Source organism: Streptomyces sp. SAJ15 (genome assembly GCF_007595705.1).
GTDB lineage: Bacteria > Actinomycetota > Actinomycetes > Streptomycetales > Streptomycetaceae > Streptomyces.
In genome coordinates this window covers 166,341-187,358 of sequence record NZ_NISY01000011.1, presented here as the reverse complement: position 1 = coordinate 187,358, position 21,018 = coordinate 166,341, and the positions used below count along the sequence as shown (strand labels likewise).

Genomic DNA, 21,018 nt, shown 5'->3' with positions numbered 1-21,018 from the left:
GTGACGGTGCCCCGGGCCGGGCTCCCCGGCGGCCCGGCCATCCGGCCCTCCTCCGTCGCTCCGTGGGGCCGTGCGGCACGGAACGCGGGGGAGGGCGCGGAGGATCCGCCGCGCGGCGGATCCTCCGGTGGCCGGTCGGCGGCGGTTCGTCAGCAGCCGTTGAGGAGGGAGGCCAGGGCCGACTTCTCGGCGGAGTCGACGGACAGCTTGTAGTCGTGCTTCACGCCGACCCACATGCGGGCGTACTCGCAGCGGTACGAGGTGACCGACGGCAGCCACTTGGCCGGGTCCTTGTCGCCCTTGGCCTGGTTCACGCGGTCGGTCACGGCGATGAGCTGCGAGCGCGTCAGGTCGTTGGCGAAGCCCTGGCGCTGCGCGGTGGTCCAGGTGTTGGCGCCGGAGCGCCACGCCTCGGCGAGCGGCACGACGTGGTCGATGTCGATGTCCGCGGCGTCGGTCCAGGTGGCGCCGTCGTACGGCGAGAACCAGCGGCCCTTGACGGCGGCGCAGCGGGAGTCCTGCTCGACGTCGCTGCCGTCGCGCTTGAGGACCACCTCGCGGGTGTTGCAGGCGCCCTGCTGGGTGCTCCAGTGCGGGAACTTGGAGCGGCTGTAGCCGTCCAGGGAACCCTCCGCGCGCACGGTGAGCGCGGCCAGGTAGGTACGGGCCGTGGCGGCGCTCGGCGGGGCGGGCGGCGCGGCCTGGGCGGACGGTCCGCTCAGTACGAGCGTGGAGACCACGGCCGTGAGGCCGGCGGCCGTGGCGACATGACGCGCGTAGAGACGACGACGCGCCATGGCACTGCGCAGTCGGGACATGCTGAACTCCCTCGGAAGTGGGGGGATTCATGGCCGGAGGTGCCCGGTCATGGTGGCGACGCCGGGTTGCCGATGAAAGGGCGTCAGGTTACAGACTGCCGACGCGGGCATGTCAAAGGCAAGGGTGGTGTGGCGGACGTTCGCTGTGGTAGGAGCGGTGGGCGGGCCGTCCCGCCCCGGGGTCGCCCGCGGTCGGTCCGGGCCGGGCGGCGCCCGACCGGTGACCGCGGGCGCGCCGTCGCCGACGTTCGTCCGAGGCGGAGTGTGGGTCTCGTCACGGACGCCGAGGGCCCTCGCGGGCCCGCCCGCCGGGGCCCGCGCCGTCGAGGGCCCTCACAGCCGCGCCCGCCGGGGCCGGGCGTGAGCACGCCTCCAGGGGCCGTGCCGGCCCGCGGTCGCGCGGCGGCGCGGGAGTCGGCGGCACGCGGTCGGCCGCCCCACGCGGCCGCTGCCGTATCCTTGACCGGAGCAGAAGGGGAGTAGCTCTCCGCCGGACCGTCGACATACTGCCCGCCCTCGCGGTGGGCCGGCGCCCGGAGCGTAGGACGCGGCCGTGATCCACGGCGGTGCCCGAGCGGTCGTGACCCACGACCGCGGGTGGACGCGTCGTATGCCAGCGAGACCTTCGGCCGCAGTGTCAGACGCTGCCGTGCCGAAGCGACCCCTCCCCAAGGGCCCCTTTCGGTGCGGCCCTAACGAACGAGGTATCCACCCCGTGTTCAGCATCACCGTCGCCGCAGTCGTCTTCGGCGTCGTCTTCCTCGCCGAGCTCCCCGACAAGACCGCCCTCGCGGGGTTGATGCTCGGCACCCGCTACCGCGCGTCGTACGTCTTCGTCGGCGTCGCCGCCGCCTTCACCGTGCACGTCGCCCTCGCCATCGCCGCCGGCAGCGTGCTGTCGCTGCTCCCACACCGGGTGGTGCAGGCGGTCGTGGGCGCGCTCTTCCTCGCCGGCGCGGCCATGCTGCTCTTCAAGAAGGACGACGGGGAAGAAGAGATCAAGAAGCCCGCGGACCAGTCCTTCTGGAAGGTCTCGGGCGCCGGTTTCATGCTGATCCTGGTCGCCGAGTTCGGCGATCTCACCCAGATCATGACCGCCAACCTCGCCGCCCGCTACGACGACCCGATCTCGGTCGGCCTGGGCGCGGTGCTCGCCCTGTGGGCGGTGGCCGGTCTGGGCATCGTCGGCGGCCGCACGTTGATGCGGTACGTGCCGCTGAAGCTGATCACGAAGATCGCGGCGATGGTGATGCTGGCACTGGCCGGCCTGAGCCTCTACGAGGCCGTCACGGGCTGACGCGCTGGCGGGCCGTCGCGTGGCCGTCGCGGGCTGACGCGGGCCGCTGTGTCGGCCGGTGCGCCGCTGACGCCGGCCGGTGCGCCGCGGACGGGCGGCGCGTCGGCCGTCCGCGGGTCGTTTCGCGGGCCGACCGCGTGGGCCGTGGCGCTACGCCGCGACGTGCAGCCGGAGCGTGCCGTCCGCGAGCGCCTCGACCCGGATCCGCTCCAGGTCGCGCACATGGACGTCCGGCGCGTGGGCGGCGGCGCGGGGGCCGACGCCGACGACCCGCATGCCGGCGGCCTTGCCCGCGGCTATGCCGACCTCGGAGTCCTCGAAGACGACGCAGTCGGCGGGGGCGAAGCCCAGCTCGGCGGCGCCCTTGAGGAAGCCCTCCGGGTCCGGCTTGCTGGCCCCGACGCTCTCGGCGGTGACGCGCACGGCGGGCATGGGCAGCCCGGCGGCGGTCATCCGGGCCGTGGACAGGCCGCGGTCGGCGGAGGTCACCAGGGCGTGCGGCAGATCGGCGAGCGAGGCCATGAAGGCGGGGGCGCCGGGGATGGGCACGACGCCGTCGACGTCCGCGGTCTCCCACTCCAGCATCCGTCGGTTGTCGGCGAGGTTCTGTTCCATCGGCCGCTCGGGCAGCAGGACCGCCATCGTGGCGTGGCCCTGTCGGCCGTGCACGACCTTGATCACGCTGTCCCCGTCGAGACCCTGCTCGGCCGCCCATCGTCGCCAGCAGCGCTCCACCACCGCGTCGGAGTTGACCAGGGTGCCGTCCATGTCCAGCAGGACGGCGCGGGCGGTGAGCGTGGCGATGGTGGCCGGCGACATGAGCGAACTCCAGACGGCGCCGAGCGGGGCGGGAGGGCACCGGGCGGCACGAGGGGGCGCGGCGAAGGAAGACAAGCGGCTCCGCCCGCCGGTCAGGGTTTGCGGGCGGAACCACTTTGTTCCCTCACGATACAAAACGAGAGGGGGGTTGCGCCAGTGGGGTCCGGACTTCCGGTCGCACGTCCGCCGAGGTCGCCCGCTCGGCGGGACGTAATACGGCATACGGGTGAGTATGGGAGGGATGGCTACCCGTTCGGAGGAGGCGCCATGGCCGACGAGGTGAGCGGAACCGCGCCGGGCCCGCCGCCCCCGGCGGCCCGGACCGCCGTCCCCGGCACCGGGCAGCCGCGGAGCACGGTGCTGGTCGCCATCGGCGCGCTGCTGCTGGGCATGCTGCTGGCCGCGCTCGACCAGACCATCGTCGCCACGGCCCTGCCGACGATCGTCAGCGACCTGGGCGGCCTGGACCACCTCTCGTGGGTCGTGACCGCCTATCTGCTGGCGTCGACGGCCGCCACCCCGCTGTGGGGCAAGCTCGGCGACCAGTACGGACGCAAGAGGCTCTTCCAACTCGCCATCGTGATCTTCCTGGTGGGCTCCGCGCTGTGCGGGCTCGCGCAGGACATGTCGCAACTGATCGCCTTCCGCGCGCTCCAGGGCCTGGGCGGCGGCGGGCTGATCGTGCTGTCGATGGCGATCGTCGGCGACCTCGTCCCCCCGCGTGAACGCGGCCGCTACCAGGGGCTGTTCGGCGCCGTCTTCGGCGGCACCAGCGTGCTCGGACCGCTGCTCGGCGGGGTCTTCGTGGACCACCTCAGCTGGCGCTGGGTCTTCTACGTCAACCTCCCCGTCGGCGTCGTCGCGCTCGCCGTGATCGCCGCCGTGCTGCACATCCCGGCCCGCCGCACCGCGCACACCATCGACTACCTCGGCACCTTCCTCATCGCCGCGGTCGCCGCCGCGCTGGTGCTGCTGACCTCCCTCGGCGGCGTCACCTTCGGCTGGGACTCCTGGCAGGTCATCGGCCTGGCGCTGCTGGGAGCGGTGCTGTTGGTGGCGTTCGTCCTGGTCGAGCGGCGGGCGGCGGAGCCGGTGCTGCCGCCGCGGCTCTTCCGCAGCCGCACCTTCACGCTCTGCTCGGTCATCGGCTTCGTCGTCGGCTTCGCGATGTTCGGCAGCATGACCTTCCTGCCGACCTTCCTCCAGGTCGTCCAGGGCGTCTCGCCGACCGTCTCCGGGCTGCACCTGCTGCCGATGGTGCTGGGCATGCTGCTGGCCTCCATCTCCTCCGGCCAGATCGTCAGCCGCACCGGGCGCTACAAGTTCTTCCCCATCGCCGGCACCGCGCTGACCGCGCTCGGGCTGCTCCTCATGCACCAGCTCGACGAGGCCAGTTCGGTCGCCCAGACCAGCGGCTACCTCTTCGTCTTCGGCTGCGGCCTGGGCCTGGTGATGCAGGTGCTGGTGCTCATCGTGCAGAACGCGGTGGGGTACGAGGACCTCGGCGTCGCCACCTCCGGCGCCACCTTCTTCCGCTCCATCGGCGCCTCCTTCGGCGTCTCCATCTTCGGCACGATCTTCGCGAGCCGGCTGGGGCCGCGGATCGCCGACGCCCTGGCCGGCAGGCCGCTGCCGCCCGGCGTCGACCCCGGCGAGCTGAGCGCCGACCCGCACGCCCTCCGCCTGCTGCCGCCCGCCGACCAGGCCGCGGTGCTGCACGCGTACTCCGTCTCCATCACGGATGTCTTCCTCTACGCGGTCCCGATCGTGCTCGTCGCCTGCGCGCTGGCCTGCTTCCTGAAGGAGGAGCCGCTGCGCGGCAGCGTCACCGCCCCCGACACCAGCGAGGTGCTCTCCAGCAACCCGGTCCAGCGCTCCTCCCGCGAGGAGTGCGCCCGCGCGCTGTCGGTGCTCGGCAGCCGCGAAGGGCGCCGGCACGTCTACGAGCGCATCACCGAGCGCGCCGGGCTCGACCTCCATCCCGCCAGCAGCTGGCTGCTGCTGCGCATCCAGCGCTACGGCACGACCGAGCCGCATGTGCTCGCCGACCGCACCCAACTGCCGCTGAGCGTCATCACCGAGGCGGTCCGCGAGGTCGAGTCGCGCGGGCTCGCGGACCGCCGCGGGCTCTCGCTCTTCCTCACCGACGAGGGCCGGGAGGTGGCCCGGCGGCTCTTCGCGGCGCGCGAGGAGTCCCTGGCGGAACTCCTCGGCGACTGGTGGACGCCGGACCGCCCCGCGGACCTGCTGGAGCTCGTACGGGAGCTGAACCGGGAGCTGTGCGGCAGCGACGCCGAGCAGCCGCACGACGGCGAAACCGTCCACCGCGACCACGAGCGCCCGCACGGGCCGCCGCGCAGCCCCCCGCCCGGGCTGCGCCCCGGAGCCGGGGGCGGCGGCTGAGCGGGCCCGGCGTCCCGCCCGAGCGCCCGCCGCCGACGGCGCCCCCCGGCCGGTCCCGCGGCGCTACGAGGGTGCGGACGGGGCCGGGTCCCTGGCGCTATGGCGGTGTGCCCCCGGCCGGGTGCGCGGCGCTATGAGGGTGCGGACCGGGCCGGGTCCCTGGCGCTATGAGGGTGCGGACGGGCCAGGTCCTTGGCGTACCAGCACTCGGCGTACGGATCCTCGTCGCCCGCGTAACGCGCGGTCTCCTGGAAGCCGTGCCGCGCGTACAGCGCGCGGGCCTCGACCAGGTCCAGCCTGGTGTTCAGGACGAGGCGCCGGGCGCCCAGCCCGACGGCGGCCCGCTCGGCGGCCCCGAGCAGCAGCCCGGCGCCGCCCGACCCGCGCTTGGCGGACCGGATGAACATCCGGGTGAGTTCGGCCCGGTCGCCGTCCAGCAGCCGCAGCCCCACGCACCCGCCCGGCTCGTCGTCGTGCCGGCCCACCAGCAACACCCCGCGCGGTGGGGCGAGGTCGTCGTCGACCATCTCGGCCAGGTGCCCGGCCATCTCCTCGGCGGTCGCGGCCCGCCCGTGGTGGCGCAGGTACCAGCGGTCGGCGACGTCGATCAGGTACTCGCGCAACAGCGCGGCCGCCTCGGGGGCGCCGGGCGGCCGGGGAGAGACGGTCCAGGGGGAGGTCATGCGGTGTTCGCTCCTGACTGGGCTCCGCACCGGGCCGCACGGGACGGCGGGGGCCGGATGGCTGTTTCGTCAGCCACCCGGCCCCCGCCGGCCGTGGGCGGAGAAATCCGCCGCCGTCCGGGGACGGCCGGGAATCAGATCCCCGGGCTGTCACCGCCCGGACGGTCCTGCCGCCGCTTCTCCTCCGGCGACAGCAGGGCGTCCTTGGCCTGCTGGGAGCCGCGCTCGATGTGTTCGGTGTACTTCCCACCGGTGCGCCGGTCGGCCTGCTCGGCGCCCCTGTCCATGCCACGGTCGACCTTGTCCTCGTGCCCCTTCAGCCGCTCCTTGAGATGCCTCATGGTGTCCTTGAAGCTCATGGAAATCACTCTTCTCGCTCGGGCTGACGCTACTTCCAGCGTTGGGCAGAGCGGAGAGCACGGCCAAAGGGACTAGCCCGAACGGGGGGCGGCGGCCGCCGCCGGGTCAGTCCTGCTTCGGAGCGGCCTGCTGGACGACCTCGAAGGACCACAGGGTGGAGCCGGTGGCCGCCGGACGCTGCTTCGGGGCCCCCTCGCCGCCGCCCTGGTGGGCCTGACGCATCGAACCCTCCATCCACGCCTTGTACGACTCCTCGTCGCGCCAGCGGGTGTAGACGAGGTACTCGTCGGTGCCCTCGACCGGGCGCAGCAGTTCGAACCACTCGAAGCCGTCGGAGCTCTCCACGGACCCCGCACGCGCGGCGAAACGCTGCTCCAGCAGCTCCCGCTGCTCGGCGGGCACGGTCAGCACGTTGATCTTCACGATGCTCATGGCCCCATCCTCCCGCACCCGCCCGGCCCGGCCACCGCGCCCCTCGCCCCGGCGCGCCCCGGGAGAGGGGGACAGGGGAGCGAGTGGGAACAAAGAGGCAGGCGACAATGGGGCGATGGGGGTGCACAGCGGAGACGGCCGCGACGGCTGGGCGCGGTACTGGCGGGACCCGGAGCGGCCCGTGGAGGCCATGCACGCGCACTTCTTCAGCCATCGGTTCCACCGGCACAGCCACGACGCGTACTCCTTCGCGGTGACGGAGGTCGGCGCCCAGCGGTTCCGCTGCCGGGGCGCGGTGTGCACCAGCGGGGCGGGCATGGTCATGGCCTTCAACCCGGACGACCCGCACGACGGTGAGGCCGCCGCGGAGTTGGGCTACCAGTACCGGATCGTGTATCTGGGGCCCGCCGTGGTGCGGGAGCTGCTGGCGGACCTGGGCGGGGACGCCGACCGTCCTGTCGCGCTGCCGCTGTTCGACCGGCCGGTCAGCGCCGACCCGCGGCTGGGCGCCGCCGTGTCGCGGCTGCACACCGCGCTGCTCGCCGGCCCGGCGGCCGGCCCGCTGGTGCGGGACGAGCGGCTGACCGCCGCGGTCACCGCCATGGTGCGGCACGGCGCGACCCGTGCCGCTCGGGTCCGTGCCCCCGGCTCCTCGGCCGGCCAGGCGGTCGCGGCGCGGCGCGCGCGGGCGGTGCTGGAGGAGACGTACGCCGAGGAGGTGCCGGCGCAGGCGCTCGCGGAGGCCGCCGGTTGCAGCCGTTTCGCGCTGTACCGCGCCTTCCGCGCGGAGTACGGCCTGGCGCCCAGCGACTTCCAACGCCAGCTGCGGCTGCGCCGGGCGCGGCGGTTGCTGGCGGCCGGTCGGACCGCCGCGGAGGCGGCCGGCGAGGCCGGCTTCGTGGACCAGAGCCACCTCCACCGGTGGTTCGTCCGCTCCTACGGCGTGACGCCGGGCGTCTTCCAACGGGCGACCGGAATCGTCGCCCGAACCGCGCATAGCTGAGGAAAACGACACGGAAGTCGCTCCTCTGTGTCCTACGCTGGATTAACCGCAAGTCCGGATGATTCGGACAACTTTCCGGAAGTCATCGGGCGAAGCACGGGTGTTCCGCGTCTGAGCAGCGGGCTCGGCGACTCACACACCCGGTACCGGTACCAGCGAGTGGGGGAGCGGCGGCGCGTGGCCAACCTGGAACGCAGCGAACCGGGGAACCCCCCGGGCACGGGGCGGGACCCCGGTGGACTCGGGTCACGGTGGTCCCGAACCGGCATGGCGCTGGGGGCGTTGTGGCTCCTGGCCGGCCTGCTGGCCGCGCGGCAGGCCGCCGTGGTGCTGCGGCTGCCCCCCGACGAGCGCCTCACCGTCCTGGAGACCTGGATCGGTGAGGACGGCGTGCCGCATGTCAGCGGCTCGCTGTACGACGGCTCGGCGTTCACCGGCACCCCCTTCTCCGGCCTCGCCCTCAAGCCGTTCGCCCGCGCCGCCGAGCAGAGCCTCGGCGTCGCCTGGACCCTGGGCACCCTGCTGCTGGTGGTCGCCCTCGGCCTGGTCGTCGCCCGCTCGCTGCCGGGGCCGGTCTCCCGGTCCGCCAAGCTGCTCGCCGCACCGGTGGCCATCAGCGTGACCGCGCTGTCGCTGCCGGTCCGCGACACCTTCACGCTCGGCCAGACCAGCGTCATCCCGGTGCTGTTGGTGCTGCTCGCGCTCCTGCCGCGCACCTCGGACCGGCAGTCCGGGCTGCTGGTCGGGCTCGCCTCCGCGCTCCAACCCGCGCTGCTGCTCTTCGCCGTCGTCCAGTGGCTCACCGGGCGTCGGCGCGCGGCCGGCCTCGCGGGCGGCACCTTCGCCGTCTGTACGGCGCTGGCCTGGGCCGCGATGCCGCGGGACTCGTGGACGTACTGGGTGCACCACATCGGCGGCGCCGGGCTCGGCGGCGCCGCCGACGGGCCGACCAACCAGTCACTCCACGGCCTGCTGCTGCGCACCGGGCTGGAGGGCCCGGTCGAGCTGACGCTGCTGGCCGTGCTCGCGGGGGGCGTGGTGGTGCTCGGCCTGCGCCGCGCGGTGTGCTACGCCGAGGACGGGCAACTGCTGCTCTCCGCGGCGATCACCGGCTGTGTGGCGCTGGCCGTCTCGCCCACCTCCTGGCAGCACCAGCAGCTGTGGATCCTGCTCGCCGCCGTCGGCCGAGTGGGCGGGCGGCGCTCGGACCGACCGGTCTGGCCGGTGTCGGTGGTGCTGGTGATGACGCTCAGTCCCACCGCGCTGATGCCCGACATCGACCCCCTGGGCCATATCGCGAACAACGGACCGCTGCTGGCCGCGCTGGCCGCCGCGCTGGTGCTGCCGTTCCTGACCCGCACCTCGCCGTACTGGGACGCCCCGGTCGAGACGCCGACCGCCGAGCGCGAGCGGAGCCGCCTCCGGTGCGTACCGCTGCTGCGCTTCTACCGGCGCCCACTGACCCGGCCCAACCTGCTGCTCGAGCTGATGCTCATCCGCGTCGGCTACTTCGTCTACTCCTACATCCGCGGCAGCGCGCCCGACCGGCGCTCGCTCGCCGAGGAGCACGGCCGTCAGATCTTCGCCCTCGAGAGCCGGCTGCGCATCGACATCGAGCACTGGTTCAACCAGATCGTGGCCGACGCGCCGTGGCTGCGGGACGGCATGGGCTGGTACTACGCCAAGCTGCACTTCTTCGTGCCGCTGACGCTGCTGGCCTGGCTGTACCTCGTGCGCCCCGTGGCCTACCGATGGGCGCGCGCCCCGCTGGGCTTCGCCACGCTCTTCGCGCTGATCGGCTTCTGGCTCTACCCGCTGGCTCCGCCGCGGTTGATGCCGGGCCTCGGCTTCATCGACACCACGCACGGTCCGCAGGACCTGGCCAACCCGGACTTCGGCGCGCTCACCAAGCTGTCCAACCAGTACGCGGCCATACCGTCGCTGCATGTGGGCTGGTCGCTGTGGAGCGGTGTGGTGATCGCGATGGTGGCGCCGAAGCTGTGGATCAAGCTGGTGGGTCTGATGTACCCGGTGTTGACCACCGTCGTGGTCGTGGGCACCGCCAACCACTATCTGCTGGACGCGGTCGGCGGCGCGGTCGTGGTGTCGTCCGGGTTCGCCCTCCAGTACGCCCTGACCGGCGCCGCCCGGATGCCCTCGGCCGACGCGCACGTCACCACGGTGACCCGAGCCGAGGTGGGCGAGGTGGCCGACGCGACCGATACGGCTGCGACGTCCGGGTCGGGGCGGACGGGCTGAGGCCCGCCCGCCCCGGTGCGGATCGCCGCGTCCCTCCAGCAGCCGGCGTGGTGCCCGATCAGGCGTAGCCGACCCGCAGTTCCTTGATGCCGTTGAGCCAGGCCGAACGGAGCCGGCGGGGCGCGCCGGCGAGCCGGATGTCCGGGATGGCGTCCGCGATGGCGTTGAAGATCAGCCGGATCTCCAGCTCCGCGAGGCTGCGGCCGAGGCAGAAGTGCGGCCCGCCGCCGCCGAAGCCGAGGTGCGGGTTGGGGTCGCGGGTGATGTCGAAGACCTCGGGACGTTCGAAGACCTCCGGGTCGTGGTTGGCGGAGGAGTAGAACAGGCCGACGCGCTGGCCCCGGGTGATCCGCCGACCGCCGAGCTCGGTGTCCCGGGTGGCGGTGCGCTGGAAGGAGACCACGGGGGTGGCCCACCGCACGATCTCGTCGGCGGCGGTGGTCGGGCGCTCGCGCTTGAACAGCTCCCACTGCTCGGGGTGGGTGAGGAAGGCGTGCATGCCGTGGCTGATGGCGTTGCGGGTGGTCTCGTTGCCCGCGACGGCGAGCAGCAGCACGAAGAAGCCGAACTCGTCAGCGCCCAGGTTGCCCTCGTCCTCGGCGGCGACCAGCCGGCTGACGATGTCCTTCGCGGGGCACGCCTTGCGGTCGGCGGCCAGGTTCATGGAGTAGGAGATCAGCTCCATGGCCGCCTCGGTGCCGATCTCCTCGGTGATGGCCAGCTCCGGATCGTCGTACGCCACCATCTTGTTGGACCAGTCGAAGATGCGGGCGCGGTCCTGCTGGGGGACGCCGATCAGCTCGGCGATGGCCTGGAGCGGCAGTTCGCAGGCGATGTCGGTGACGAAGTCGCCGCTGCCGGCCGCCTTGGCGCCGGCCACGATGCGGGTGGCGCGGTCGCGCAGCGCGTCCTCCAGCGCCCGGATGGCGCGTGGGGTGAAGCCGCGCTGGACGATCTGCCGGACCCGGGTGTGCTCGGGCGGATCCATGTTGAGCATGATCAGCTTCTGGGCGTCGATCTGGTCGCGCCGGATGTGCTCGTTGAAGCGGATGATCGCGGTGTTGACATGGGACGAGAACAGCTCGGGTCGGGTGGACACCTCCTTGACGTCGGCGTGCCGGGTGACGACCCAGTAGCCGTCGTCGTCGAATCCGGCGACGCCGTGCGGCTGGGGGTTCCACCACACCGGGGCGACCTGCCGGAGCCGGGCGAACTCCGGGAGCGGCACGCGGTGCTGGTAGAGGTCGGGGTCGGTGAAGTCGAAGCCGTCGGGTATCCCGTCCGGGGTGCCTGCGGGGGCGCCCTTCGGGATGCCTTCTGGGCTCGCGGGACAGGTCATGGCCACTCCGGATCTGACGGTCAATCAGAAGTGCGGAAGTGTCCAGAAGGTAGTGACCGGTTCCACAAGTGGCAAGTGGCGAGGCCCGCGCGGTCGTCGGGGGGTGGAGGGCGGAGGGCGTGGGGTTACCGGTGGTATGCGGGTGCTGCACGACCCTTGCCCCCGGGGGGTCTGCCTCAGCATGCTGGACGCAGAACTAGAACGCGTACTAATTCGAGGTGTGAGGACGCGAGGAGAGGACCAGTCATGGCCGCCGAACCCGTCATCGTCGAAGCCGTGCGCACCCCGATCGGCAAGCGCGGCGGCGCGCTCGCCAACCTCCACCCCGCCTATCTGCTCGGCGAGACCTACCGGGAACTGCTCGCCCGCGTCGGCATCCAGCCCGACTGCGTGGAACAGATCGTCGGCGGCACCGTCACCCACGCCGGGGAGCAGTCCATGAACCCCGCGCGCACCGCCTGGCTCGCCATGGGGCTGCCGTACGAGACGGCCGCCACCACGGTCGACAGCCAGTGCGGCTCCTCACAGCAGGCCAACCACCTGGTCGCCAACATGATCAGCAGCGGTGTCATCGACATCGGCATCGCCTGCGGGGTGGAGGCGATGTCGCGGGTGCCGCTGGGCAGCGGCTCCAAGCACGGACCCGGCCGGCCCCATCCGGACGAGTGGAACGTCGACCTGCCCAACCAGTTCGAGGCGGCCGAGCGCATCGCCCGCCGGCGCGGGCTGACCCGCGAGGACGTGGACTCCCTCGGCCTGCTCTCGCAGCGGCGGGCGGCGGCCGCCTGGGCGGAGGAGCGGTTCAAGCGGGAGACCTTCGCCGTGCAGGTGCCCACCACCGAGGAGGAACAGGCCGCGGGGCAGGGCATGTGGCGACTGGTCGACCGCGACGAGGGGCTGCGCGACACCAGCATGGAGGCGCTCGCCCGACTGAAGCCGGTCATGCCCACGGCCGTGCACACCGCGGGCAACTCCTCCCAGATCTCCGACGGCGCCTGCGCGGTGATGTGGGCCTCCAGGCGGATGGCCCGCGCGCTCAGGCTGCGCCCCCGGGCCCGTATCGTCGCCCAGGCCCTCGTCGGCGCCGATCCGCACTACCACCTCGACGGCCCGATCGACGCCACGCACGCGGTCCTCGGCAAGGCCGGGATGACGCTCAAGGACATCGACCTGGTCGAGGTGAACGAGGCGTTCGCGTCGGTGACGCTCTCCTGGGCGAGCGTCTTCGGCCAGGACCTGGAGAAGGTGAACGTCAACGGCGGTGCGATCGGTCTCGGTCACCCCGTCGGCGCGACCGGCGCGCGGCTGATCACCACCGCGCTGCACGAGCTGGAGCGGGCCGACAAGGAGTTCGCCCTCATCACGATGTGCGCGGGCGGGGCGCTGGCGGCGGGGACCATCATCCAGCGGCTGTGAGCCGCCGCGGTGCGGATCACTCCGGCCCGCGCCGCGCGTCGGGGTCGGACGTCGTCGGGCTCGCGGGTGCGACCGGTGCCGCGGCCTCGGCCGACGGCGCGCTCCCGGTCGGTGCCGCGGACCCGGTCGGCGCCTCGAAGGCCACCGGTGCCTCGAAGGCCGCCCGGCGGGTCGCCCGGCGCAGCGCCTTGAGGATGGTGCCGCCCAGGGTGAGGGTGAGGACCGCGGTGACGATCGCCCGCGGCAGGTCCCAGCCGAGCGAGGTGGCCAGGCAGTACGCGACGAAGCGGGCCAGGTTGTCGGGGAGCGGGTCGCCGGGGACGAAGGAGACACCGGACGCCAGGGCGTTGAGATACGGCCAGCCCTGGAGGTTCATCACGGTGCCGTAGAGGACCGAGGCGACCGCCCCGTACGCCGCCAGCAGGGCCAGCTCCCCGCGCCCGCGCAGCCGGTGCGGGCCGGGCAGCAGACCCGCGCCCATGGCCACCCAGCCCATGGACAGCATCTGGAACGGCATCCAGGGCCCCACGCCGCCGGTCAGCAGCGCCGAGGCGAACATCGACAGCGCCCCCAGCACGAAGCCGAAGCCCGGGCCCAGCACCCGCCCGGAGAGCACCATCAGGAAGAACATCGGCTCGATGCCCGCCGTGCCGCCGCCCAACGGCCGCAGGGCGGCCCCCGCCGCCGCCAGCACCCCGAGCATCGCCACCGCCTTGGCGTCCAGCCCGGTGTCGGAGATCGTCGCCACCACCACGGCCAGCAGCAGCGGCAGCAGCGCCGCGAACAGCCAGGGGGCGTCGGCGGAGTGCGCGAGACCGGAGTCCGGCGCGGCCAGCAGCGGCCAGCCGAAGGCGACCACTCCGATCGCCGAGATCAGCCCGAGCGCGACGATCGAACGCGGCCCGAGCCGTACGGCCCGCGCCTGCCGGTCGACGGTCGCACGGCCCCGGGACGGGCGGTCCCGGGACACGCGATCCTGGCAAGACTGGCGATCTTGGGAAGACGGGCGGTCCTGGGACACGCGATCCTGGGAAGACTGGCGGTCCCGGGACACGCGATCCTGGGACACGCGAGCCTGGGACACGCGATCCGGGGACACGCGATCCTGGGACGGGCGGTCCTGGGATCCGCTCATGCGTCGCCCCCCTCGTCCCCCTCCGCCAGCGCCTCCCGCACCTGGCCGACCGTCAGCCAGGGCAGTGGGGCCAACACCTTCGCCACCTGGGGCGCGAAGGCGGGGGAGGAGACCACGACCTCGGCGGTGGGGCCGTCGGCGACCACCTCGCCGTCGGCCAGGATGACGACCCGGTGGGCGAGCTCGGCGGCGAGTTCGACGTCGTGCGTGGCCAGCACGATGGCGTGGCCGTCCGCCGCCAGCGCGCGCAGCACCTCGGCCAGTCGGGCCTTGGCCGCGTAGTCGAGGCCGCGCGTGGGCTCGTCGAGCAGCAGCAGCGGGGGACGGGCGGTGAGCACCACGGCCAGCGCCAGGGCCAGCCGCTGGCCCTCGGAGAGGTCGCGCGGGTGGGTCGCGTCCAGCACCTCGGGCAGCAGCCGGGCGACCAGGGCCCGGCAACTTCCGGGCGCCGCGCCCGCGTCGGCGTCGGCGGCCGCGCACTCGGCGGCCACCGTGTCCGCGTACAGCAGGTCGCGCGGCTCCTGCGGCACCAGCCCGACGTGGCGCAGCAGCCGGGCCGGCGCGGTGCGGTGCGGTTCGGCGCCGGCGGCCCGGACCGAGCCGGCGGCCGGCTCGTGCAGCCCGACGAGCGTGCCCAGCAGCGTCGACTTGCCGGCGCCGTTGCGGCCCATGAGCGCGACCGTCTCGCCGGGGCGGACGGACAGCTCCACCCCGTGCAGCCGCTCGACGCCGCCGCGCCGCACCGACAGCCCGGAGGCCACGCCGACGGGCGCGGCCGGGGCGGGCTCGGGGACGGCGGTCGGCTCCCGGTCCGTGAGCCGCTCGCGCAGCGCGGCGGCCTTGCGGCGGGCGTCCCGTACCGACAGCGGTGGCGGGGTCCAGCCGGCGAGCCGGCCGAGCGCGACGACGGGCGGGTGCACCGGGGAGACCGCCATCAGCTCCGCCGGGTCGCCGACCACCGGCGGCCGACCGGCGCCGGGCAGCAGGATCACCCGGTCCGCGTACTGCACCACCCGCTCCAGCCGGTGCTCGGCCATCAGGACGGTGGTGCCCAGGTCGTGCACCAGCCGCTGGAGGACGGCCAGCACCTCCTCGGCCGCCGCCGGGTCCAGCGCCGAGGTCGGCTCGTCCAGCACCAGGACGCGCGGGTGGGTGGTGAGTACGGAACCGATGGCCACCCGCTGCCGCTGTCCGCCGGAGAGCGTGGCGATGGGCCGGTCGCGCAGCTCGGTGAGGCCGAGCAGGTCCAGGGTCTCCTCGACCCGGCGGCGCATGGTGTCCGCGGGCAGCCCCAACGACTCCATGCCGTACGCCAGCTCGTCCTCGACGGTGTCGGTGACGAAGTGAGCCAGGGGGTCCTGACCCACGGTGCCCACCACGTCGGCGAGCTCGCGCGGGCGGTGGTCGCGGGTGTCGCGGCCCGCCACGGTGACCCGGCCGCGCAGGGTGCCGCCGGTGAAGTGCGGCACGAGTCCGGAGACGGCGCCCAGCAGGGTCGACTTGCCCACCCCCGACGGTCCCACCAGCAGACACAGCTCCCCCTCGGGGACGGTCAGGTCCACCCCCTGGAGGGCGGGGACGGGGGCGTCGGCGTAGGTGACCGAGACGTCCTCGAAGCGGATCACGGCGTGGTCTCCTTCGGGTCGGCCTCCCCGCGGTCGGCCTTTCGGGTGCGTACGGACGGCTTCCGGGCGCGTACGGACGTGGGGTGCGCGCCGCCCGTGCGCGGTGGGGGCGGCGGGGCCGCGAAGGCCGGGGCCAGCCCCAGCAGCACCGACAGCGCGGGCCACAGGGGGAGGGTGGGTGCGGTGAGCGGGACCGCGGGCGGGTGCAGCGCCTCGGGCGCGTACGAGGACGCCCAGATCATCAGGAGCGCCACGGCCGCCCCCGACCCGGAGACCAGCCAGGCCCGGGAGCCCCAGGGGTCGGGGCGGTAGCGGGTGCGGACCGTGCGCCGGCGGCCCAGCCACAGCCCGCCGAGCGCGGCGCCGAGCCCGGTCAGCAGCAGCGGCAGCCCGTAGCCGGCGCCCTCCGCGGCCAGCAGCCCGTAGCTGCCGGCGCAGACGCCGAGCAGGCCGCCGAGGGTGAGGGCGGTGGTGGTGTGCCGCACGACGGGCGGCACCTGGGCCGTGCGGCCGTAGCCGCGCGCGTCCATCGCCGCGGCCAGCGCCACCGAGCGCTCCAACGCCCCCTCCAGCACCGGCAGCCCCACCTGGAGCAGCGCCTTCACGCCACGGGTGGGGCGGCCGCGCAGCCGGCGCGTGGCGCGCAGCCGCCGCACGTCGGAGACGAGGTTCGGCGCGAAGGTCAGCGCCACGACCACGGCCACGCCCGCCTCGTAGAGCGCGCCGGGGAGGGACTTCAGCAGCCGGGCCGGGTTGGCGAGCGCGTTCGCGGCGCCGACGCAGATCAGCAGGGTGGCCAGCTTCAGCCCGTCGTACAGCGCGAAGAGCAGCCCCTCCGCCGTCACCCGGCCACCGAGCCGCACGCCCTGGGCCCACTCCGGGAGCGGCACCTCGGGCAGGGTGAACAGGACCCGGGTTCCCGGGATCGGCGATCCCAGGAAGACCGCGAACCCCAGCCGGATCGCCAGCACGACCAGGCCCAGCCGCAGGAACGCCGCGTACGACCGGGCCCACGGCGCGTCCGTCCGCCGCACGGCCACCACATACCCGGCGACCGCGACCAGCAGCCCGAGCAGCAGCGGATTGGTCGTCCGTGAGGCCGCGGTCGCCAGCCCCAGCGCCCACAGCCACCAGGCCCCGGCGTGCAGCGCTTCGCGGCGTGCGCCGGTGGTCTCCCGGCGCGCGAGCACGCGACGGGGGCGGGGGAGCGTCGGACGGGTCGCCGGCCCGGCGAGGGGCGCGGACGCGGCCCCGCGGCGGGAACCGGAGGTGGTCTCGTCGGTCATGCGCGGCGGCGACGGGCCTGCCAGAGGGCGGCGGCGCCGAGGGCGACGACGGCGGCGACGCCGCCGATCAGGCCGGCGGACGGGCCCTCGTCCCGGTCCTCCGACGCGCGCTTCGAGGCGCCGGAGCTCTCGGCTTTGGCACCGGCGCCGGCTTCGGCCAGTTCGCCGCAGCCCCTGGCCGGGTAGCCGGCGATGCCGCACAGCATCGCCGAGGAGTCGTAGCGCAGCGGCTTGGCGACGGCGGCCAGCGCCTCGGCGGCGCTCGCCGAGCCGTCGACCCGGGCGCACTCCGTCCGGGCCCGGGGCGGGGTCTCGCCGCCCGGCGCGTCGGCGGCGGTGCCGAAGTCCAGGACGATCGCGACCCGCTTGCCGCCCGCCTTCGCGGGCGTGTCCGCGCAGATCGCGTCGAAGTCGGCGGTGCCTCGCGGACGGGTGGCGTCGCCGGAGTCCTCGCTCACGGCGAACCGGAAGCCCACGGTGTCACCGTCGCCGGGCCGCGCGGTCGACGGCCCCTCCGTGGCGTACGTCCAGGAACCGCCCTCCCGCTGCCAGAAGGACCAGTAGCGGTACCCCTGAGCATGGGCGGGAGCCGCCACGCCGACCACGAGCAGCAGCAGCGCGAGCGGAGCGCCGAGGAGCGCGCCGAGCCGGACGGCCCCCGGCGCGGCCCGACGGCGGCCGGGACCCGCGCCCCGGACGCGGCGGGGCGGTACGGGGGTGGGGTCCGCCGGCCGGGCGGCGGGCGCGGCGGACCGTCGGGCGGCACACACGGCGGACCGTCGGGCCGTGGCCGCCATCAGAACTGCTGCTTCTTCCGGCCGCTGAGCAGGAAGCCGATGCCGACGCCGGCGACCAGACCGATGCCCACGACCCACCACAGGCTGATGCCGCCCTCGTCGTCCTTCTTCTCCTCGCCGTCCCGCGTGGCGTCGGAGTGGTCACCGTCCGCCGCCGGCTTGAGGCCGGTGGCGTTCAGCTGGCGCACCAGGTCGGTGCCGCCGAAGTCGCGGGGGTCGACGCCGGCGGCGTGGGCGGCCAGGATCAGCTTGGCGAGCGCGCCCGGCTTGTCCTTCGCCCAGGCGACCGCGCCGTTGTCCTTGTTCTCCAGCCAACGCATGGGGCCCGCGGCCGCCGTGCGGTGCTCGCCCGCGGAGAGCGCCACGACCGCGTCGGCGGTGCCGCCGAAGTCGGCCTGCTTCTCCTGGCCCGGCATGCTGGACGGCAGGTGGTCGCCGTTCTTCTCCAGGGTGGCGGCGAGGTACGCGGACGCGGCCTCCGCGGCGTCGCCCGGCTCCCGCGCGCCGTCCTCGTCGTCCTTGACGCCCTGGTCGGCGCCCTGGCAGTCCAGCGGCTCGACGGGCTCGTCCTCCGCCTTGTCGCCCTTGCCGGCCGGCTTCACGACGAAGCCCTCGCCCTCGGCGGCGAGCGCGCCCGCGGCGGTGGCCAGGTCGTTCGGACGCAGGGCGCCCTTGCCGGGCAGATAGGCGAAGGCGCCACGCTCGCCGGCCTTGGCCTCGCAGCCCAGTTGGAGCGCGAGCAGCGCGGCGTACGGCGACTTGCCGCCCTTCTTCGACACCGTCCTGGCCGGGTCCTGGCCGACGGAGGCCAGGGCGCCGATCGCGGCGGAGGTGGAGTTGGCGTCGCTGGGGCCACCCGGGTTCATGCCCCAGCCGCCGTCCGCGTTCTGGTTCTTCTTGAGCCAGCCGACGCCCTTCTCGACCACGGCGCCGCGCCCACCGACCGCGGCCAGCGCCTGCACGGCGGCCGCGGTGGCGTCGGTGAACTCGCCCTTCTTGGCGTCGCACGGGGTCGCCGTCTCATGGCGGAAGGCGGGGAAGCCACCGTCGGCGCACTGCTGCCCGGCCAGCCAGTCGACGGCCGCGTCGGCCGGCGTGACGCCGACCGCGTGCTGCGCCATCAGGGCCAGGGACTGCCGCCACACGCCGTCGAAGGTCGGGTCCGTGGTCCCGTAGAGGCCCCGCGGGAGCGAGGACTCCTTCGGCGCGGGCTTCGGGCTGTCGGCGAACGCCGCGGGGGCGGCGGCCGCGCCCAGCACGGCGGAGACGGCCAGGGCCGCGGCGCTGCGGCGTACGTTCATCGGGACGATGCCTCTCGGTGGATGGTCACTGCGGGGCTGGACGGCGGCGCCGGGCTCAGCCTCGCAACTCTAACCGGCGCCCCATGCCGGGCCGGCGGGCAGTGGCCCCCGCTCCGCCCGCGCGCGAGCCCTGCGCCGCGCCTCGGGCTGAGCGCCCTGGCGGCTTTCGGCCAGGCCATCGCCCCGAGCCCGGCCATCGCCCCGATCCCCCGCCCCGGGCGTCGGCTCAAGTCGCCTCCTTCCCCCCGCCCCGGGCTCGGCGCTCCCGTCCGTCCGGGCCTCGTCCGGCCCCTCCGATCGGCTCGCGCGGGCGCCCGCGCGGCCATTGCCCCCTCCGACGGGAGCTGCTATCGATTCTGATGCAGCGTCAGATTCTGGCCCATCCGGGAGGCGGCGGCCATGAGCGACCCCAGCGCGCACGACGCACACGACGCACGCGACGCACACGAGGTGCTCGACGCTCGCGATCTGATCGAGCACCGGCGGCTCTGGATCGGCGGTGAGCTGGTCGACCCCGCCGGGACGAGCGCGATCGAGGTCGTCTCGCCGCACTCGGAGCAGGTCATCGGGCGGGTGCCGCACGCCTCCCCGGAGGACGTGGACCGCGCGGTCGCGGCCGCGCGCGCCGCGTTCGACGACGGGCCGTGGCCGCGGACCCCGCCCCGGGAGCGGATCGAGGTCGTCGGTCGGATCAAGGACGCCTTCGCCGCCCGCCACGAGGAGATCGCCCGGACGATCAGCGCGCAGAACGGCAGCCCGTACTCCTGGAGCGTGCTGGGGCAGGCGCTGGGTTCCCTCATGGTGTGGGAGGCCGCGCTTCGGGTGGCCCGGGAGTTCCGGTACGAGGAGCCGCGGGCCGGGATCCTGGGACCGCTGCTGGTGCGGCGGGAGCCGGTCGGGGTGGTCGCGGCGGTGATCCCCTGGAACGCCCCGCAGTTCGTGGCCGCCTCCAAGCTCGCCCCCGCGCTGCTGGCCGGCTGCCCGGTGATCCTCAAGCCCGCGCCGGAGGCCCCGCTCGACTCGTACATCCTGGCCGAGATCGCCGCCGAGGCCGGGCTGCCGCCCGGTGTGCTGTCGGTCCTGCCGGCGGGGAGCGAGACCGGGGAGTACCTGGTCGGGCACCCGGGGGTGGACAAGGTCTCCTTCACCGGCTCGATCCCCGCGGGGCGGCGGGTCATGGAGCTGGCCGCGCGGCAGCTGACGCGCGTCACCCTGGAGCTGGGCGGGAAGTCGGCGGCGATCATCCTGCCGGACGCCGACCTCGACGCCGCCCTCGGGAACATCGTGCCCAACGCGTGGATGAACAACGGTCAGTCCTGTGTGGCCCTGACGCGGGTGCTGGCGCCGCGCGGCCACTACGACGAGATCGCCGAGCGGCTCGCGGCCGCGGCCTCCGCGCTGGTCGTCGGGGACCCGCTGGACCCCGCCACCCAGGTCGGCCCGCTGGTGACGCGGCGCCAGCAACGACGCTCGCTCGACTACATCGCCAGCGGGCAGCGGGAGGGCGCCAAGGTGCTGGCCGGCGGCGGGCGCCCGGCGACGCCGGAGACCGGCTGGTACGTCGAGCCGACGCTGTTCGGGGAGGTCGGCAGCGCCCTGCGGATCGCCCGTGAGGAGATCTTCGGCCCGGTGATCTGTCTGCTGCCGTACGAGGGCGAGGGGGACGCGGTGCGGATCGCCGAGGACTCCGACTACGGGCTCTCCGGCAGCGTCTGGACGGCGGACGTGGAGCACGGTGTCGAGATCGCCCGACGCATCCGCACCGGCACCTTCTCGGTGAACACCTTCAGCCTCGACATGCTCGGCCCCTTCGGCGGCTACAAGAAGTCCGGTCTCGGGCGGGAGTTCGGCCCCGAGGGGTTCGCCGACTACATGGAGCTCAAGACCATCCACCTGCCCCAGGACGGCGGCGTGCGACTGCCGGAGGACCTCGGCGGCGCGGTCGACTCGAGTGCGGCGGGTGACGCGGGTGACGCGAGCGGCGTCGGTGACGGCGGTGACCGGGCCCGCGCGGGCGGCGGCGCCGGCGGACGGACGGGCTGAGG

At 74.4% G+C, this 21,018-nt stretch carries 17 protein-coding genes; 6 read left to right on the top strand and 11 right to left on the bottom strand.

The features are described 5' to 3' along the window. Window positions 1-149 precede the first annotated feature (149 nt). Window positions 150-818, bottom strand: coding sequence for an HNH endonuclease family protein (locus CD790_RS25060; protein WP_144385592.1), 669 nt, complete (start codon window positions 816-818; stop codon window positions 150-152). A gap of 715 nt (window positions 819-1,533) precedes the next feature. Between CD790_RS25060 and CD790_RS25055 the strand changes: the two genes are divergently transcribed. Next, window positions 1,534-2,115 carry a TMEM165/GDT1 family protein gene (locus CD790_RS25055; protein WP_144385591.1) on the top strand — a complete coding sequence of 194 codons (582 nt, stop codon included), beginning with the start codon at window positions 1,534-1,536 and terminating at the stop codon, window positions 2,113-2,115. Window positions 2,116-2,265: 150 nt separating this feature from the next. On the opposite strand, the gene CD790_RS25050 is transcribed toward CD790_RS25055, so the two are convergent. Further along, window positions 2,266-2,934, bottom strand: a complete 669-nt coding sequence (locus CD790_RS25050) for an HAD-IA family hydrolase (protein WP_144385590.1) — start codon at window positions 2,932-2,934, stop codon at window positions 2,266-2,268. 267 nt (window positions 2,935-3,201) lie between these two features. Here CD790_RS25050 and CD790_RS25045 point away from each other — a divergent pair, with 267 nt between their 5' ends. After that, window positions 3,202-5,337: an MFS transporter gene (locus tag CD790_RS25045; protein WP_144385589.1), complete on the top strand. Its 2,136-nt coding sequence runs from the start codon at window positions 3,202-3,204 to the stop codon at window positions 5,335-5,337. 131 nt (window positions 5,338-5,468) lie between these two features. Here CD790_RS25045 and CD790_RS25040 read toward each other — a convergent pair whose 3' ends face one another. From CD790_RS25040 to CD790_RS25030, 3 genes are all read right to left on the bottom strand, one after another. Further along, the gene (locus CD790_RS25040) at window positions 5,469-6,020 is read right to left on the bottom strand and encodes a GNAT family N-acetyltransferase (protein WP_144385588.1); all 552 of its coding nucleotides are present in this window, start codon (window positions 6,018-6,020) and stop codon (window positions 5,469-5,471) included. A 134-nt stretch (window positions 6,021-6,154) separates the two neighbouring features. Beyond that, a complete protein-coding gene (locus CD790_RS25035) occupies window positions 6,155-6,379 on the bottom strand; it encodes an antitoxin (protein ID WP_144385587.1) in 225 nt (74 codons plus the stop codon). Window positions 6,380-6,485: 106 nt separating this feature from the next. Next, a complete protein-coding gene (locus tag CD790_RS25030) occupies window positions 6,486-6,812 on the bottom strand; it encodes an antibiotic biosynthesis monooxygenase (protein ID WP_144385586.1) in 327 nt (108 codons plus the stop codon). A gap of 115 nt (window positions 6,813-6,927) precedes the next feature. Between CD790_RS25030 and CD790_RS25025 the strand changes: the two genes are divergently transcribed. Next, window positions 6,928-7,815: an AraC family ligand binding domain-containing protein gene (locus CD790_RS25025; RefSeq protein WP_144385585.1), complete on the top strand. Its 888-nt coding sequence runs from the start codon at window positions 6,928-6,930 to the stop codon at window positions 7,813-7,815. A 267-nt stretch (window positions 7,816-8,082) separates the two neighbouring features. After that, entirely contained in the window at window positions 8,083-10,074 is a 1,992-nt protein-coding gene (locus tag CD790_RS25020) for a bifunctional glycosyltransferase 87/phosphatase PAP2 family protein (protein ID WP_144385584.1), read from the top strand. Between the two features lie 58 nt (window positions 10,075-10,132). Here the strand turns inward: CD790_RS25020 and CD790_RS25015 are convergent, their stop codons facing one another. Then, a complete protein-coding gene (locus CD790_RS25015) occupies window positions 10,133-11,413 on the bottom strand; it encodes a cytochrome P450 (RefSeq protein ID WP_144385583.1) in 1,281 nt (426 codons plus the stop codon). A gap of 246 nt (window positions 11,414-11,659) precedes the next feature. Between CD790_RS25015 and CD790_RS25010 the strand changes: the two genes are divergently transcribed. Continuing rightward, window positions 11,660-12,829, top strand: a complete 1,170-nt coding sequence (locus CD790_RS25010) for a steroid 3-ketoacyl-CoA thiolase (protein WP_144385582.1) — start codon at window positions 11,660-11,662, stop codon at window positions 12,827-12,829. 16 nt (window positions 12,830-12,845) lie between these two features. Here the strand turns inward: CD790_RS25010 and CD790_RS25005 are convergent, their stop codons facing one another. From CD790_RS25005 to CD790_RS24985, 5 genes are all read right to left on the bottom strand, one after another. Further along, the gene (locus CD790_RS25005) at window positions 12,846-13,799 is read right to left on the bottom strand and encodes an ECF transporter S component (RefSeq protein ID WP_144385581.1); all 954 of its coding nucleotides are present in this window, start codon (window positions 13,797-13,799) and stop codon (window positions 12,846-12,848) included. 161 nt (window positions 13,800-13,960) lie between these two features. Continuing rightward, entirely contained in the window at window positions 13,961-15,589 is a 1,629-nt protein-coding gene (locus CD790_RS25000; RefSeq protein ID WP_144385580.1) for an ABC transporter ATP-binding protein, read from the bottom strand. Then, window positions 15,586-16,875 carry a CbiQ family ECF transporter T component gene (locus CD790_RS24995; protein WP_144385579.1) on the bottom strand — a complete coding sequence of 430 codons (1,290 nt, stop codon included), beginning with the start codon at window positions 16,873-16,875 and terminating at the stop codon, window positions 15,586-15,588. Before CD790_RS24995 ends, CD790_RS25000 begins: the two co-directional genes overlap by 4 nt. Then, window positions 16,872-17,672 carry an SCO2322 family protein gene (locus CD790_RS24990; RefSeq protein WP_260867860.1) on the bottom strand — a complete coding sequence of 267 codons (801 nt, stop codon included), beginning with the start codon at window positions 17,670-17,672 and terminating at the stop codon, window positions 16,872-16,874. The genes CD790_RS24995 and CD790_RS24990 overlap by 4 nt, the downstream gene beginning before the upstream one ends. Beyond that, the gene (locus CD790_RS24985; protein ID WP_144385578.1) at window positions 17,672-18,973 is read right to left on the bottom strand and encodes a prenyltransferase/squalene oxidase repeat-containing protein; all 1,302 of its coding nucleotides are present in this window, start codon (window positions 18,971-18,973) and stop codon (window positions 17,672-17,674) included. Before CD790_RS24985 ends, CD790_RS24990 begins: the two co-directional genes overlap by 1 nt. A 399-nt stretch (window positions 18,974-19,372) precedes the next feature. Here CD790_RS24985 and CD790_RS24980 point away from each other — a divergent pair, with 399 nt between their 5' ends. Next, window positions 19,373-21,016: an aldehyde dehydrogenase gene (locus tag CD790_RS24980; protein WP_144385577.1), complete on the top strand. Its 1,644-nt coding sequence runs from the start codon at window positions 19,373-19,375 to the stop codon at window positions 21,014-21,016. The last annotated feature ends 2 nt before the right edge of the window (window positions 21,017-21,018 follow it).